The following is a 15,976-nucleotide window of genomic DNA, read 5'->3' on the forward strand; positions in this document are numbered from 1 at the left end:
ACCGTAGCGCTGGTCCATCATCCGAAAGAGACTCCCAAATGACAGAACGCACGCTGCTCGGCATGCTCACACCCTCGTCCAACACCACGCTTGAGCCCGTCACATCGGCCATGCTTTCCGGCCTGCCGGAGGCGAGCGCGCATTTCGGACGCTTCAAGGTGACCGAGATAGCGCTGTCGGCCGGCGCGCTGGCGCAGTTCGACAACCGCGAGATCCTTGCCGCAGCCGAACTTCTCTCGCATGCGCGCTGCAGCGTGATTGGCTGGAACGGGACCTCGTCGGGCTGGCTGGGTTTCGATTCGGACCGCGGTCTGTGCGAGGCCATCGAGCGCACCACCGGCGCCAGGGCCTGCACGTCGGTTCTGGCACTGAACGAAATCCTGCAGCTGACCGGCGTGAAGCGGCTGGGGCTGGTGTCGCCGTACACGGAAGACGTGCAGTCGGCCATCGTCCTCAATTACGGGAAGGAAGGCATCGACTGCGTCGCAGAGCGTCATCTGGGGCTGCGCGACAACTTTTCGTTTTCGGACGTGGATGCCGACACGATCCGCGAGATGGTGCGCGACGTCATGGCCGGCCCGGAGGCCCAGCGGCCGCAGGCGGTGGCGATCTTCTGCACCAACCTGCGCGGTGCGCCGCTGGCGGCCGACCTGGAGTCCGAGTTCGGCGTGCCGGTCTACGACACGATCGCCACGGTGCTGTGGAAGGCGTTGCGGCTGGCCGGTGTCGACACGCGCCGCGTCACGGGCTGGGGCAGCGTGTTCGCGCTCCAGCCCTGAAACAACGGCTGATCAGGCGGCGACCGCGTCCTGCACGGTCGCCATGTCAACCACGAAGCGGTACTTCACGTCGCTCTTGAGCATGCGCTCGTAGGCGTCGTTGATGGCCGACATCGGAATCGCCTCGATGTCCGAGACGATGTTGTGCTCGGCGCAGAAGTCGAGCATTTCCTGCGTCTCGGCGATGCCGCCGATGAGCGAGCCGGCCAGGCGGCGGCGCTTGAAGATCAGGCCGAACACGTTGGGCGACGGATGCGGCGTGCCGGGCGCGCCCACCAGCGTCATCGTGCCGTCGAGCTTGAGAAGTGCCAGGAACGGGTCGAGGCTGTGCGGCGCTGCGACGGTGTTCAGGATGAAGTCGAAACTGTTGCCGTGCGCCTTCATCTGTTCCTCGTCCTTTGAGACCACGACTTCTTTCGCGCCGAGGCGCAACGCGTCCTGCGTCTTGCCGGGCGAGGTGGTGAAGAGCACGACGTGCGCGCCCATCGCCGCGGCGATCTTCACGCCCATATGTCCGAGGCCGCCCAGGCCGACGATGCCGACCTTCATGCCCGGGCCGACCTTCCACTGGCGCAGCGGCGAATAGGTGGTGATGCCGGCGCACAGCAGCGGCGCGACGGCGGCCAGGTCTTTCTCTTCGTGAGTCACCTTCAGCACGAACTTTTCATGCACCACGATGTGGTCCGAATAGCCGCCGAGCGTGTTGGCACGGGACTCTTGCTCCGGGCTGTCGTAGGTTCCGGTGAAGCCGTTGTCGCAATACTGCTCGAGACCTTCCGCACAGTGCTGGCAATGCTGGCAGCTGTCGACCATGCATCCGACGCCGACCAGGTCGCCAATGCCGAACTTCGACACGCCGTCGCCGACGGCGGTCACGCGGCCGACGATCTCATGGCCGGGCACGCACGGATAGTTCGCCGGGCCCCATTCGCTGCGCGCGGTGTGGAGGTCGGAGTGACAGACGCCGCAATGCAGGATGTCGATGGCGACGTCGCGGGCAGTCGGCGCGCGGCGTTCGAAAGTGAAGGGGGCGAGCGGCGTGGTCGCGGATTGCGCGGCGTAGGCGTGGGTGACGGTCATGAAATTCCTCGGTTGCTTTTGATCGACGGTCACGTTACGCGTTTTCGGGAAAGCTGGCGCGAGACGGTTTTTTGGCTGAGGTGCTAGGGTGGTTCGCTCTCTTGCGCTTCCTGAAAGTTCCCGTGCCCTTGCCAGACGCTCCCTCTCGCAGTTCCTCGAAAACGTCGTTCACGGCAAATACCGCAGGCCTGTCGCCAGGACTCACGATGCTGTTCGCCGTCGCCTGCGGCCTGTGCGTGGCCAACATCTACTTCGCCCAGCCGCTGATCGGACCCATCGCCGAAACGCTGCAACTGCACGCCGGACTCGCGGGCCTGATCATGACGCTGACCCAGCTCGGCTATGGCGCCGGATTGCTGTTGCTGGTGCCGCTTGCCGATGTGGTCGAGAACCGCCGGCTCGTCGTCACGGCAATGGCCGGACTGGTGATCGGCCTGATCGGCGTTGCGATCTCGAATTCGGCCGCGACATTCCTTGCCGCATCGTTCGTGGTCGGCATCTGCGCGGTCGCGGCGCAGGTGCTGGTGCCCTTCGCATCGCACCTCGCGCCCGAAGCCACGCGCGGCAAGGTGGTCGGCAACATCATGGCGGGGCTCGTCGCCGGGATCATGCTGGCGCGGCCGTTTTCCAGCCTGGTGGCGGCGGCTTTCGGCTGGCGCGCCGTGTTCCTGATCTCTGCCGTGCTGATGACGTTGCTGATCGCCGTGCTCTGGCGAGCGCTGCCGGACCGCCGGCCGCACGGATCGCTCGGCTATGCGCGCACGATGGCGTCGCTGCCCGGCATCGTGATGCGTACGCCGCTGTTGCAGCGACGCGGGTGGTATCAAGGAATGATGTTTGCTGCCTTCCAGGCTTTCTGGACTGCCGTGCCGCTGCTGCTGGTGCACGAATTCGGAATGGGGCAGGGCGGTATCGCGCTCTTCGCGCTGGCCGGCGCGGCAGGTGCGCTGACGGCTCCGTGGGCCGGACGGCTGGCCGATCGCGGGCTTTCGCGTCCGGCGACGGGAATTGCGCTCGGTATCGGCGTCGGGTCTTTCGCACTCGGCGCTGTGTCGGTTCACTTTCATTCGCTGGCCGGACTGGTGATCTCGGCACTGCTGCTGGATGGCGCGGTGCAGATGTGTCAGGTGCTGAGCTTGCGGAGTCTTTACATGTTGGCGCCCGAGCTGCGCGGTCGGTTGAACGGGCTGTTCATGACGTTCATCTTCCTGTGCGCGGCTGTGGCCTCCGGGGTCTCGGCGGCGGCTTATGCGTTCCACGGGTGGACGGGTGTCTGCCTGTTGGGCGGCGTTTTCGCGGCGTTGGGGTTTGCGGTGTTTTTGGCGACCGACCGCGTGGCGGTCGGTCGATAAGCGCTGCAGGAGGCGGCTTAGTGCCAGTTGGCGGCAATCGCCGCGTTCAGGCCGCTCTCCGCTCCCCTGACGCCGGATACTTTTTCCGGCTGGGGCGGAAGATACAACCTTTGAAATCGCACCCTGACAAGGGGTGAAGAGGAAGGTTCTAGGACTTTTTTTAACGCTCTCGCAGGGTTAAGCGAAAGGTATGAAACCTACATCGCCCAGATACGCGGTGCCCCCGCCGGCCGCTGCCATAGCGCCGTCCGCCACGCCTGCCAAACCTGCCGCACCAGATGCATCGCCGGCTCCACCACCGGCGCCAGCACGCGCAGCACGATGATCTCGGCATGCGGGCTCGTCGCACCCGCAGTGGCGACAAGCGGATGCGCATCGGCCAGCGCGCGCGCTATGTCGAGCAATTCCTCGCGCCGCGTTCGCGTCATCGGCAGGCCCGACACGAAGAACAGCGACGCGATGCAGCGCATTCCCGCAAGACCGATCGGGCTGTCGAGCAGGCGCCTGTCGTCGGCATCGATACGGCCGCGTTCGAGCCACACATTCGGCACCTCGATGTGCTGCAGCAGACTGCCGCGTTCGAAGGGCTTGCCGGCATTCGGCAGGCCGAGCGCGGTCACGTCCCAGCCGATGAGTTCGGCGCCCGGCGCGGCTTCGATGCGAAGCCGGTTTTCGGCGTGACAGCCGCTGTAGCAAAGCGCTTCTAGAGGCAGCCATTCGAGACGCGCGCCGGCTTCGAGCTTCAGCGTCGTGCGCTGCACTGCAAGCTCGCCATCGGAGCGATAGAAGCGCGTCGCGCCCGGCGTCGTGATCAGCCCGTGGCTTCCGGCCTTGGCCGTGACGTCGATGTCGAGCGTGTCGCCGCCGACGAGCCCTCCCGGCGGATGCACCATCACGTTGTGGCACACCGTATCGCCTTCCGGGTACAGGCTCTGCAGGATGCGCAGTGGGCCGTCGTGGCGGAAGCGGGCGACGGTCCGATCGCGTTCAGCGCTGTAGTCGAGCGCGAGTCTGGCGTGCCACGGCATCAGTCTTTCCAGACGCCTTCGTGCGGTGCGGATGCTTCCTCGATCAACGCGGGGCCGATGCAGTCGATCGGGTGCGGAGACGCGCGGAACACGTCGCGGCAAGAGAGCTCTGTATCGCGCTGGTCCTGCCGTTCGCCGCGGAAGACGCGCAGGCGCTCGGCATCGATGCCGAACACCACGCGGCCGATGTTCGACCAGAAGATCGCACCCGCGCACATCACGCAGGGCTCGCCCGATGCATACATCGTCGCGCCAGCCAGTGCGTCCCGGCCGAGCTTGCGCGCAGCAAGCGCGCGGATCGCGCCCATCTCGGCATGACCCGTGCAGTCGCCGGTCTCGAAAGTGTTGTTGTAGGCCTCGGCCAGGACTTCGCCCTGTGCCGACACGACGACGGCGCCGAATGGCCGGTTGCCGCGCCGTGCGGCGGCATGCGACCAGTAGATCGCCTTGCGCAGATAGCGTCCGTCGACTTCGTCCAGCGCCTCCTCGGTCGGGAGTCGGGTTGTTGTGGTTGTTCTCATAACTTGATCATGCGTTCGCTGCGCGGCGGCAGCATCGATGTGTTGAAGATCGCGTCCGCCGACGGCTTCATCTTGAGTCCGAACACGTCGACCACTTCGTCGACCTGTCGTTCCAGCGTGAGTTTGTGAATATCCCCCAGGCCGTGGGTGCGTGTGTCGGACGCGGCGACGTATTGGGCGGTGATGCCCCAACGCGTCAGCTCGATTTTCTCGTCGAGGATCGGTTCGCGCTCGCGCATGGCTGCGATCGAAGGGCCGGGATTTGCGAATGTCTCGACGATTGCACGGTTGCTCGCGCGCAAGAACGCAGCGACGGCTTTCGGGTTCTGCGCGATCAGGTTGCTGCTTGCCAGGATGGCGTTGCCGTAGAGGTCGACGCCGGCGTCCGCATACTTGAGTATCGACAGCTCCTCCATCTTCATGCGCGCGAAGAGCGAGACGGCGGAGTCGTGGAAGTAGGTCGCCGCATCGACGTCGCCGCGCACCATCACGTTGTCGCGCGCGCTGAAATCGGTGGTCTGCCATTGAAAGGCGTCGGGCTTCATGCCCTTCTTGCGCGCCACCATCGGCCAGGCGCGGCGGGTCGATTCGACGGCCGCCGCAGCCACTTTCTTGCCCTGCAGGCTCGCGAAATCGCTTGTCACGCCGCGGTCCTTGCGGCCGATGATGACGAAGGGCGCGCGGTTGTAGTACTGGTACACGGCCTGGACGACCGGCGTGCCCGGGTTCTGCGCGTTGAACTCGACCAGCGAGCTGATGTCGCCCAAGCCCAGCTGATAGACACCGCTGGCGATGCGCGTGATCGACGCCACCGAACCGGCGCCGGTGTCGATGCTCACGTCGAGGCCTTCGTCGCGGTAGTAGCCCTTGTTGAGCGCCAGGAAGAACGGTGCGGTCTGGCCGTTGATCCGGAAGTCGAGCGTGAATTTGAGCGGCGTGAGCTTGCCCGACTGCGCGAAGAGTGCAGGGGAGGCGATGGCGGCAGCGAGGCCGGCGCTGGCGGCGATGAATGAACGGCGTTGCATGGCGGTGGCTTTGGAAATCGGGCGGTCTTGAACGAAACCGGCCGCATGTGCGGCAGGCGCTTCAAGAGCAATTTCCGGGCGGCGCACCAGTGAAGTGCGTGCGCAGCTGAACGCTTCTACTCTTGGCCTCGTCAAGCACGAGGCATGCCAAAGCGCGCCGGTCGGGATTTCAATTCAGGCTCGACGCGCGGCCGATGTCTCGACACAATCCGCCGGTCCGCAAATTGCTTGCGTTCAGTCCTAGAGTAGAAGCGTTCAGCCCGGCGACCCACGCGCCGAGGTCGGAAATTGCTCTTTCATGTTTGTGTCCGTTCACGCAACCGAAGGAGTCGACGCATGCTCGTCACCCAACAACCCGTTTTCCGCAAGTTCTGGCATGCAGTCATGCCAATATCGTCCCTCGCCCATGGTCCGAAGCCATTCCGGCTGCTGGGCGAAGACATCGTCGTTTTCCTCGACGCCGAAGGCCGGCCCGCCGCGCTGCGCGACCGCTGCTGCCATCGCACGGCCAAGCTCTCCAAAGGCTGGTGTGTCGACACCGAAGGCAAGACCTGCGGGCAGGGCGCGATCCAGTGCGGCTACCACGGCTGGACCTACGACCGCAGCGGCCAAGTGATCCGCATCCCGCAGTACGAGCCCGACCGCGCAATCCTGCCCGACTACAGGACCACCGCCTATCACTGCACCGCGCGCTACGGCTACGCCTGGGTCGCGCTCGAAGACCCGATCGCCGACATCCCCGAAGTGCCCGAATTCGACAACCCGGAGTACCGAACGATCTTCCAGTTCTACGAAGAGTGGCAGACCAGTCCGATGCGCGCGCTGGAAAACTCCTTCGACAACTCGCATTTCAGCTTCGTGCACCGTGCCACTTTCGGTGTTGCCGACAAGCCGAAGCCGAGCAAGTACGAGTTCGTCGAGCGCGAGAACGGCTTCTATGCAGAGACGGTCATCGAAGCGGCGAATCCGGCCAAGTTCCATGCGATCAGCGGCGTGACCGACCCGATCACGACGCGGCACATGCGCAACGCCTACTTCCTGCCGTTCTCGCGCCGACTCGACATCGAATATCCGTCGGGCATCCGGCACATCATCATCAACTGCTTCACGCCCATCGACGACGGCCGAATGCAGCTGTGCCAATGGCTGTTCCGCAACGATACCGAAGCCGATTGCCCCGCGCAGATGCTGATCGACTTCGACGATGCGGTGACGCGCGAGGACAAGGACATCCTCGAATCCACCGACCCCGATGCGCTGGTCGACACGCGTCGGCGCGGCGTCGAATATTCGATGGAATCGGACAAGCCCGGCATCATGATCCGCAGGCACCTGATGCAGTTGCTCGCGCGGCATGGCGAGAGCGAGGTCTATCGCGGCATGACTACGCAGCCAGCACTTCCTGAACCTGCCCGTCTCCGATGAACGCATCGCCTACGAGCATGCGGAACGCGGTGCCCGGCGGGAATTTCGACAGCGCGAGCGTCGGCGACAGGAACTGCGCCTCCAGCGTTTGCGCCGTGCCGCGATAGAAGGATCTGCCTTTCGGCACGCGCCAGCGCACCGAAAAACCTTCGTTGCCGACCACGAATGCGCACTGGTGTTCGCCTTCGCCGATCGGCAGGTCTTCGGCGGGGATGGACGCGGGGCGCAAGGTGAATTCGACGATCAGGTCGGCTGCGAAAGCGCCGGTGGCGGTCGGCGCGACCGGCGGTGCCGGAAGCTCGGTTTTCGTGGAACGCGCGGCTCTGGCGACTTGCCGCGCAACGCGAACCTTGCCGAAAAGCCAGCCCACCACGTTGCCGATCACCGGAATCCACAGCAGCAGCATCAGCGTGCCGATGTCGCGAAGCGTCGACGGCGGCGGCACGAAGTGCCGGATCACCGCGCCACCCACCGCGACGAAAAGCAGCACGATGACGATGAGTTTGCGGCGGGACTGGCGGGTGGTCATGGGGGCACTTTAACCACCCACTCGTCTGCCCCGGGATTGCCTTACTCGCCCTGCGAGCCGCGATGCGCCCAGCCGGTCGTGTGCTTCTCGACCACGCTGAAGAGTTCGTACATCAGCATCGCCATCGCGCCCACGGTCATCAGTCCGGCGAAAGCCAGGCCCATCTGCATGGCCGAGCCGGCGGAGATCAGCAGGTAGCCGATGCCTTCGTTCGCGGCCGTCATCTCCGACACCGTCGTGCCGACGAAGGCCAGCGTGATCGCGACCTTGAGCGACGCGAAGAAGTAGGGCATCGAGCGCGGCAGGCCGATCTTCATCAGCACGTCCCAGCGCTTGGCGCCCAGCACGCGCAGCACGTCTTCCAGCTCCGGCTCCAGCGTGGCCAGGCCGGTCGCGATGTTCACCATGATCGGAAAGAAGCTGATCAGGAAAGCCGTGAGGATCGCCGGCCCCGCGCCGATGCCGAACCACACCACGAGGATCGGAACGAACGCCGCCTTGGGCAGCGCGTTGAAGGCCGTCATCAGCGGATACATCGCCGCATAAGCCAGTCGCGAACTGCCGACGACGAAGCCCAGCAGCACACCCACCACGATCGCCAGGCCGAAGCCCGCCATCGTCACCCAGAAGGTGCGCCAGGCATGGCCCGCGATGATGGTCTTGAATTCCCAGAACTGCGTCCAGATGCGCATCGGGCTCGGGAAGATGAACTCCGAAATGCCGAAGCCGTCGCAGATGATCTGCCAGAGCACCAGCACCGCGACCAGCAATACCCACGGCGACCAGCGCTCGATCTGCTTGTTGTTTCTCATGCCGCCGCTCCTGCCGCAGCTGTTTGTGCCGCGCTGATGCCGGTATTGCGGATGGCGCCGATGTGGCCGCGAAGCTCCAGCACGATGTCGGTGAATTCCTTGGTATAGGTCAGTTCCAGCTCGCGCGGGCGCGGCAGCTCGATCTCGCGCTTGACCACGAAGCGGCCAGGCGATTTGCTCATCACATAGACCGTGTCGGCCAGGAAGACCGACTCGCGCAGGTCGTGCGTGACGAGGATCACGTTGAACTGCTGCTCGGTCCAGAGGTCGCGCAGGATGCACCAAAGCTCCTCGCGCGTGAATGCGTCGAGCGCGCCGAAGGGCTCGTCGAGCAGCAGCATCTCTGGCTCGTGAATGAGTGCTCGGCAGATGCTTGCGCGCTGCTGCATGCCGCCCGACAGCTGCCACGGGAATTTGTCTTCGTAGCCTGCCAGGCCGACCTTCTGCAGCAGCTTGCGCGCGCGCTCGACATATTCCTTGCGCTTCGCCTTGAAACTCGTACGGTAGGGCTCGACGATCTCCAGCGGCAGCAGTACGTTGTCGACCGTGGTGCGCCAGGGCAGCAGCGACGGCGCCTGAAACGCCATCCCGGAGATTTTCAGCGGCCCGGTCACCGGCTGGCCGTCGATACGGATCTTCCCCATCGACGGCATCTTCAGCCCGGTCGTGAGCTTCATGAAGGTCGACTTGCCGCAGCCCGACGGTCCGACGATGGCGATGAATTCGCCGCGCTTGACCTTCAGATCGATCGCCTCGACGGCGAAGTGGTTCTCGCGCAGCAACTGCTCGTTGTAGGCGAGCCAGACGTCCTGGAAGTCGACGAAATTCGCGGCGTCGCTTGGGGCGGCCGCCGTGTTCGGTATGCCGGTCATCACTTTCTCAGGATTGCGAGTTCTGCGGCCGGCGGCAGCATGGCACCGGTCCAAATCGCATCCGGACTCACGCGCGTCTTGGTTGCGAATGCGTCCGACACCTGCGACGCCATCAGCGACAGCCGGCCGGCATTGACCGCGCCGAAACCTTCGGCGCGCGCGTCGGCACTATTGACGACGGTGTCGATCGCCAGCTGCAGCCGGCGCGTCTCCAGCTTCGAATCGACGATGCCGTCGCGCGCCTTGACCGACTCGATGGCGACGGCCGGATTGGCGATCACTTCCTTCGCGCCCTTGGTGAACGCCGAGAGGAACGCCTTCACTGCCGCCGGGTTCTCCTTGATCAGCTTTGGCGACGCGATGATCACGTTGCCGTAGAGCTTCACGCCGTAGTCGGGATAGGGGAGCACCACCACGTCGGCCGCCTTCACGCCGCGCGCTTCGAGGTTCAGCAGCGAGGTGAAGGTGAAGCCAGTGATGGCGTCGATGTCGCCACGGATCAGCATTGTCTCGCGCAGCGCCGGGTCCATTGCCGTCCAGTTCACCGCGCCGATGTTGTTGGCCTTGGCGAAGATCGGGAAGGCACGGCGACCCGCGTCGAACACCGGCGCGCCGAGCTTCTTGCCTGCCAGGTCGGCCGGCTTTGCGATGCCGCTCTTCTTCAGCGTCATGACCGATGCGGGCGTGTTGTTGTAGACCACCATTACCGCGACCGGCTTGTTGGGCGCGTCGGGATTGTTGGCATGGAATTCCATCAGCGCGGCCAGGTCGGCGAAGCCCATGTCGTAGGCGCCTGAAGCCACGCGGGTGACCGTTCCGCCAGAGCCGTTGCCCGCGTCGATCGTGACGTCGAGCCCTGCAGCCTTGAAGTAGCCCTTGGCTGCAGGGTGGAGGAACAGCGCGGCTGGGCCTTCGAAACGCCAGTCCAGCTGGAACTTGATCGGCGTCTGGGCCTGTGCTGCGGCGATGAGGCCGAAGTTGAGGGCGGAAGCGGCGAGGAAGGACTGGAGGAGAAGGCGCTTGTTCATGGGGGGCTCAATGGGAAGGGATGCTTTTGTGAAGCAATATTGGTGCCCGTGATCGCGATTGGAGATCTTCAACGCTCTTTGATCTCCAAACCAGTACTGCCTATCGGAACAACGTCTTCTTGAAAATAGATGCTCTTCAGAATTTCGAGAACATACGGCGTCAAGTCCAAACGACGGCTTTTTTCAATGGATTCAAGAAACCCGACTTTACTTTCTCCACAGATTGCTTTTTCCAGACGGACAACGCAGTAGGAAAGCGTCCTCTGTCGAAACTTCTCGTCTCCAAAAGTGTCGTCGTATGTGACGACCCAACCATTGAATTGTATGCCCTCAATTTTGAAGAAGCGTAGCGCTTTTAAACGAAGAAGCAGTCTGTTGGTGGCGTTGTCATTGAGTTTCCAGCGGCCTCCATCTGAAATGGCCCAGCCTGAATTGACAAAATCTTGATCGGATCTTGAGCAGTGAAAGTCGACTCCCCAGTAGTTTTGAGGCAGCGACAGTTTGTCGATGCCAAGCCCGCCTGATCCAAATGGCTCCGCACTGTCATAGCGGGCACTAACACTGCTGGTGCGAGGAATCGTTGCGCTAAATCTGCAGCCAGGTCCGAGATTGAAAGTTTGAGAAGAGGTCGGGGAAAAATATATAGACTTTAAATCGGCCGCACGTGCGTCAGGCTGAAGTGACAGTAGAACCACCGAAAAAAAGCACCATATCTTGATCATGGTCGGAATTTCATTCGGGAGTTATAAATTTGGCATTTCCGTTTGCATCGGGGAATCTGAATTCGGTGAGGATTTTCAAAGCCCATCCGTACGCGCTGCAGCGAGCTTCAAATCCGTTTAATCCAACGAAATTGGTCTGGCTTATGGCGGATGGCAAATTGACTGCGGCTGACGATTGCCAGAAGGATTGGCTTCGATAGTAGGTTTTTGTGCCTGCTCCATTGACTGTTGCCACTTGAACGCGTTCGAGAATGTGAGGCTTATCCGCATATGCGTTGGTCTTGAGCGATATCCAGTAGCATCCCGCACTGTCCGATGGGGCGTGATAGGCTTCTGTATCGCCTGCAGATGATGAGCGGCCCTCCACTTGCGACCTCCAATTGATAATTTCCTGAGTCAGTGCGGGAAAGTTCACGTCGCTCATTGCTACATTACTTCGGTTACTCGGTCTTTTTGCGGCTTCTAATTTCGACGCACTCGCAAGTGCTGTCGACAGCGAGGCAGGCACTAATCTGCCCCGCCATTGCCAATACATGAAATAGTTTCCCGGGTGAGTGAGTTGCAGAAAACCACGTCCATACCAAGGTGAGTACCAATAAGTCGAACCTCCCGTTTCTACCGGGGCACCAAACCATGAGGTTTCCTGTATCGAATTTCCGAAAAAACTGGCTTGTCTCATTCGAGAGACGATTCCATATTTTCTTGTGGTTTTGTTCAACGAAACTTGGTGATTAATGAGTAATCTGTTCTGCGGGGAAAGACTTCTTGTGGAAATTGGTTCCCATAGATGGCCAATGACACCAGTCGTTTTGCTTTTACCGAATCTTAATGCCGCCGTGGGAACAAGTTGAGATAGTTCGTCGATGCTCAACCACCCACACTTCCGCATCACCCCAATGAACTCCACCGGGTGAAACCGCCAGTTCGCCTTTCTCAGCTCATCTGGCAGGTCGGAAAATGTGATTGCATCGCAATGCCGCATGAACCGATCCCATTGCCCCTGATCGTCCATGCCCAGGTCTTCTTTCGGATCCCTGATCCAGCCATAGCGTTTCGCGACCGTCGATCGGTCCCATTCCGTCGGAACTTTGCAGATAACCCTGCGCAGTTTCTCGCGCACAAAATCCTTGGCAATCCGCTTGCATAGCGCCTCGCGCGTCATTCGCGTCTCGTTCTCGGGATCTCGATCCCGTATCAGCCGCTTCAATTCGACCGAGTCGCATCGCTGATCCTCCGGCGTCGGGTCGTCGCCGAAACAATTCCAGCCCATCACCGGTAGAAAGTCGGCTTCGCTGAACTTGAATGTGTCCTTCGCGTTGAGATCGACCCAGATGCTTCCGTTCGACGCCGGAATCTCGCGCCAGTGGGCAGCGTCCGCAGGCAGCGGATCCGGACCCAGGTTGCGACCGAAGCGCAGGAGTTCGTACCAGCCGCTGGGGCTGCTCGGAAGCGAGCCGCCTTTTGCGACATAGGCGGCATGGCGATCGGTCGCCTGCCTGTACATGTCGTACTCGAAATCGACTGTTTTTACTGGCGCGAACGGCACCGTGCCAACGACTTTGCCGAGCGCGTCGCGGCTGGCGATGTAAGAGCTTCCGCTGTCGTATCGGATTTCGACCCAACGCTCGGCGCCCAGCTGCGTTCCCGTCGGCCGTCGGACCGGATCGCTGGGCTCGGTTACGGATGTCGGCGTCGACTTGGGCAAATAGATGAAGACACTGCCGAACACTGCGTCGGTTCGGCCATCTGCTTTGAGTGCGGCAAACTTTTCGTCCTCCTCCCAACGCACAGGGCGTCCGATGATCTTCTCCAGGTTCGCCTCGTCGCAGCAGATCTCGAAATGCAGCTGTCCCTCCACGCCCATGATCTCGCCGGGCTCACCGATGGTGTCTTTCCGGAAGATGCGATCACCCGGTTTCCACGGCGCGGATTTGCCTTTTGCGTCGGACGGCCCGTCGGCGATGGTCCGGAGATGCATCGACAGGCTGAAGTAGGTGATCCGCGTCGGCACGCCACCGGCAGCGCCGATGTCGGTGGTGTGCCGGATGGCGACGCAGCCGTTGTCAGTCCAGCTGGCGCGGTTCTGTGCCTGTGGCGGATAGTTCTGAGGGTGCGCAGGGTCCTTGTTGGCCGGCACCGGCGACGCGACGAACACGACGGTGCCGTCGGCGATCGCACGAACGAGCAGGTGCTTGCCGTCTTCATGCGGCGCCGTGCAGTGGACGCCGTTGTGCCACTGCATATAGGAACTCACCGGAAACGAGCCTTCCGGTGCGTAGGTGCCGGCGGCGCAGTCGATGGGCACGGGCATCGCTCGGGCGACCCAGTCGATGTCGCTTTCGCCCGCGCGCAATGCGGGCAGAAAAGGCGGGCTGATAAGCATGTCGCAACTCCCTGAAAGCCTTCGGACGAGGCCTGATGGGGCGCGATTATGGGAGGGTCAGTTTTCTAGGCTGACCGACCCATGAGTGCTTTTCGCTACGCCAAGTTCGGCGCTGTTTACTTCTTGATAGTCGCCTGCGCTACAGCCATCGCCGTCATGTTCAGCACGCGCCGCACCGTCGCCGACGGTGTCAGGATGTGTGCGACCTTGGCCGCGCCCAGCAGGATCGGCCCGACCGTCACGCCGTTGCCGCCAGTCATCTTCAGCACGTTGAACAGGATGTTTGCCGCGTCTAGGTTCGGGCAGATCAGCAGGTTGGCTGCGCCGGTGAGCGTGGTTTCAGGCAATGCCTGGTGCCTGAGATCTTCCGACAGCGCCACGTCGCCGTGCATTTCGCCATCGCATTCGATGTCGGGTGCCATCTTGGCGAACAGGTCGCGCGCGAGGCGCATCTTGCGGGCCGATGCACGGTCCGACGAGCCGAAGTTCGAGTGCGACAGGAAGGCCACCTTGGGCGGCAGGCCGAAACGACGGACTTCCTCGGCGGCCATCACGGCGATGTGGGCCAGCGTCTCGGCGCTCGGGTCTTCGTGCACGTTGGTGTCGGCAATGAAGAGCGTGTGCTTTTCGAGCGTGAGCGCATTCAGCGTCGCGAAACCCGGCGTGCCGCGCTGAGTGCCGAGCAGCTGGCCGAGGATCTTCAGATGACTGTCGAAGCGCCCGACCAGGCCGCACAGCATTGCGTCGGCATCGCCAAGGCTCACCATGAGCGCGGCGATGCTGGTGTTGGAGCGCCGCACCATCGCCTTCGAACCTTCGGGCGAGATGCCGCGCCGGCCCATGATGCGGTGGTACGCCTCCCAGTACTGGCGGAAGCGGGCGTCGTTCTCGGGGTCGACCACATCGACGTCTTCACCGATGCGAAGGCGAAGACCGGCTTTCTTGATGCGCATCTCGATGATGGCCGGACGACCGATCAGGATCGGGCGGGCCAGGCCTTCGTCGACGGCCAGCTGGGCGGCGCGCAGCACGCGGTCGTCCTCGCCCTCGGCATAGGCGACGCGCTTGGCGGTCGCGACCTTGGCCGCGGTGAACACCGGCTGCATGAACATGCCGGTCTGGTAGACGAAGCGGGTGAGTTGCTGGCGATAGGCTTCGAGATCCTCGATCGGCCGGGCGGCAACGCCCGATTCGGCCGCAGCCTTGGCCACTGCCGGCGCAATGCGCAGGATGAGGCGCGAATCGAACGGCTTCGGGATCAGGTAATCGGGGCCGAAGGACAGCTCTTCGCCCTCGTAGGCGGTCGCGACTTCCTCGCTGATGTCGGCCTTGGTCAGCGCCGCGATCTCATGAACGCAGGCAAGCTTCATTTCCTCGGTGATCTTGCTGGCGCCGCAATCGAGCGCGCCGCGGAAGATGTACGGGAAACACAGCACGTTGTTGACCTGGTTCGGATAGTCCGAGCGGCCGGTCGCGATGATGCAGTCGGGCCGCACGGCCTTGGCCAGTTCCGGGCGGATTTCCGGTTCCGGATTAGCCAGCGCCAGGATGATCGGCTGCGTGCCCATGGTCTTGACCATGTCGGCGGTCAGCACGCCGGGCGCCGAGCAGCCGAGGAACACGTCTGCGCCGTTCACGACGTCGGCGAGAGTCCGCGCACCGCTGTCTTGCTGCGCGAAGCGCGCCTTCGATTCGTCGAAGCCGCCGGCACGGCCTTCGTAGATCAGGCCCTTCGAGTCGACAGCGAAGATGTTCGCGTGCTTGGCACCCAGGCCGACCATCACGTCGAGACAGGCCAGCGCCGCAGCGCCCGCGCCCGACACCGCGATCTTCACGTCCTCGATCTTCTTGCCGACCAGCTCCAGCCCGTTGATCAGCGCGGCGGCCGAGATGATGGCCGTGCCGTGCTGGTCGTCATGGAACACCGGAATGTTCATGCGCTCGCGCAGCTTCTTCTCGATGTAGAAGCATTCGGGCGCCTTGATGTCCTCGAGGTTGATGCCGCCAAGCGTCGGCTCCAGCGCCGCAATGATGTCGACCAGCTTGTCGGGGTCGTTCTCGGCCAGTTCGATGTCGAACACATCGATGCCGGCGAACTTCTTGAACAGGCAGCCCTTGCCCTCCATCACCGGCTTGCTGGCCAGCGGGCCGATGTTGCCGAGGCCCAGCACGGCCGTGCCGTTGGTGATCACGCCGACGAGGTTGCCGCGCGAGGTGTATTCGGCAGCCAGTGACGGATCGCGCTCGATGTCGAGGCACGGGTAGGCGACGCCGGGGGAGTAGGCCAGCGAAAGATCGCGCTGGTTGAGCAATGGCTTTGTCGGCGTGATCGAGATCTTGCCGCGCACGGGGCTGCGGTGGTAGTCGCGTGCGGCATCGCGCAGGGCTTCTTCTGCGGGGGAAAGGGTCGGGTCAGCCAT

Annotated in this window: 14 protein-coding genes; 3 read left to right on the plus strand and 11 right to left on the minus strand. The window is 62.9% G+C overall.

Annotated elements, in window-relative coordinates; genetic code table 11:
- Nucleotides 1-38: 38 nt before the first annotated feature.
- Nucleotides 39-779 carry a maleate cis-trans isomerase family protein gene (locus tag ACSFA3_RS11465; protein WP_435505562.1) on the plus strand — a complete coding sequence of 247 codons (741 nt, stop codon included), beginning with the start codon at nucleotides 39-41 and terminating at the stop codon, nucleotides 777-779.
- A 12-nt stretch (nucleotides 780-791) separates the two neighbouring features.
- Here ACSFA3_RS11465 and ACSFA3_RS11470 read toward each other — a convergent pair whose 3' ends face one another.
- Entirely contained in the window at nucleotides 792-1,859 is a 1,068-nt protein-coding gene (locus ACSFA3_RS11470) for an NAD(P)-dependent alcohol dehydrogenase (RefSeq protein ID WP_435505563.1), read from the minus strand.
- A gap of 206 nt (nucleotides 1,860-2,065) precedes the next feature.
- Between ACSFA3_RS11470 and ACSFA3_RS11475 the strand changes: the two genes are divergently transcribed.
- A complete protein-coding gene (locus ACSFA3_RS11475) occupies nucleotides 2,066-3,211 on the plus strand; it encodes an MFS transporter (RefSeq protein ID WP_435505564.1) in 1,146 nt (381 codons plus the stop codon).
- Between the two features lie 197 nt (nucleotides 3,212-3,408).
- On the opposite strand, the gene ACSFA3_RS11480 is transcribed toward ACSFA3_RS11475, so the two are convergent.
- From ACSFA3_RS11480 to ACSFA3_RS11490, 3 genes are read right to left on the minus strand one after another with little or no spacing between them, the layout of a single operon-like run.
- A complete protein-coding gene (locus tag ACSFA3_RS11480; protein WP_435505565.1) occupies nucleotides 3,409-4,239 on the minus strand; it encodes an urease accessory protein UreD in 831 nt (276 codons plus the stop codon).
- Nucleotides 4,239-4,760 carry a nucleoside deaminase gene (locus ACSFA3_RS11485; protein WP_435505566.1) on the minus strand — a complete coding sequence of 174 codons (522 nt, stop codon included), beginning with the start codon at nucleotides 4,758-4,760 and terminating at the stop codon, nucleotides 4,239-4,241. Before ACSFA3_RS11485 ends, ACSFA3_RS11480 begins: the two co-directional genes overlap by 1 nt.
- Nucleotides 4,757-5,785: an ABC transporter substrate-binding protein gene (locus ACSFA3_RS11490; protein ID WP_435505567.1), complete on the minus strand. Its 1,029-nt coding sequence runs from the start codon at nucleotides 5,783-5,785 to the stop codon at nucleotides 4,757-4,759. Before ACSFA3_RS11490 ends, ACSFA3_RS11485 begins: the two co-directional genes overlap by 4 nt.
- A 336-nt stretch (nucleotides 5,786-6,121) precedes the next feature.
- On the opposite strand from ACSFA3_RS11490, the gene ACSFA3_RS11495 reads away from it, so the two are divergent.
- Nucleotides 6,122-7,210 (plus strand): aromatic ring-hydroxylating dioxygenase subunit alpha, encoded by a 1,089-nt coding sequence (locus ACSFA3_RS11495; protein WP_435505568.1) that lies wholly within the window; start codon nucleotides 6,122-6,124, stop codon nucleotides 7,208-7,210.
- Here the strand turns inward: ACSFA3_RS11495 and ACSFA3_RS11500 are convergent.
- The 7 genes from ACSFA3_RS11500 to ACSFA3_RS11530 form a co-directional block, all read right to left on the minus strand.
- Nucleotides 7,170-7,739, minus strand: a complete 570-nt coding sequence (locus tag ACSFA3_RS11500; protein WP_435505569.1) for a hypothetical protein — start codon at nucleotides 7,737-7,739, stop codon at nucleotides 7,170-7,172. The genes ACSFA3_RS11495 and ACSFA3_RS11500 overlap by 41 nt on opposite strands.
- Before the next feature lie 41 nt (nucleotides 7,740-7,780).
- Nucleotides 7,781-8,551 carry an ABC transporter permease gene (locus tag ACSFA3_RS11505; RefSeq protein WP_435505570.1) on the minus strand — a complete coding sequence of 257 codons (771 nt, stop codon included), beginning with the start codon at nucleotides 8,549-8,551 and terminating at the stop codon, nucleotides 7,781-7,783.
- Nucleotides 8,548-9,423 (minus strand): ABC transporter ATP-binding protein, encoded by an 876-nt coding sequence (locus ACSFA3_RS11510; protein ID WP_435505571.1) that lies wholly within the window; start codon nucleotides 9,421-9,423, stop codon nucleotides 8,548-8,550. Before ACSFA3_RS11510 ends, ACSFA3_RS11505 begins: the two co-directional genes overlap by 4 nt.
- The gene (locus ACSFA3_RS11515; protein WP_435505572.1) at nucleotides 9,423-10,451 is read right to left on the minus strand and encodes an ABC transporter substrate-binding protein; all 1,029 of its coding nucleotides are present in this window, start codon (nucleotides 10,449-10,451) and stop codon (nucleotides 9,423-9,425) included. Before ACSFA3_RS11515 ends, ACSFA3_RS11510 begins: the two co-directional genes overlap by 1 nt.
- A 68-nt stretch (nucleotides 10,452-10,519) precedes the next feature.
- Nucleotides 10,520-11,173: a hypothetical protein gene (locus ACSFA3_RS11520; protein ID WP_435505573.1), complete on the minus strand. Its 654-nt coding sequence runs from the start codon at nucleotides 11,171-11,173 to the stop codon at nucleotides 10,520-10,522.
- 10 nt (nucleotides 11,174-11,183) lie between these two features.
- Entirely contained in the window at nucleotides 11,184-13,556 is a 2,373-nt protein-coding gene (locus ACSFA3_RS11525; RefSeq protein ID WP_435505574.1) for a M23 family metallopeptidase, read from the minus strand.
- 116 nt (nucleotides 13,557-13,672) lie between these two features.
- Nucleotides 13,673-15,976 carry an NADP-dependent malic enzyme gene (locus ACSFA3_RS11530; RefSeq protein ID WP_435505575.1) on the minus strand — a complete coding sequence of 768 codons (2,304 nt, stop codon included), beginning with the start codon at nucleotides 15,974-15,976 and terminating at the stop codon, nucleotides 13,673-13,675.

Source organism: Variovorax glucosi (assembly GCF_051216695.1).
Lineage (GTDB): Bacteria > Pseudomonadota > Gammaproteobacteria > Burkholderiales > Burkholderiaceae_C > Variovorax.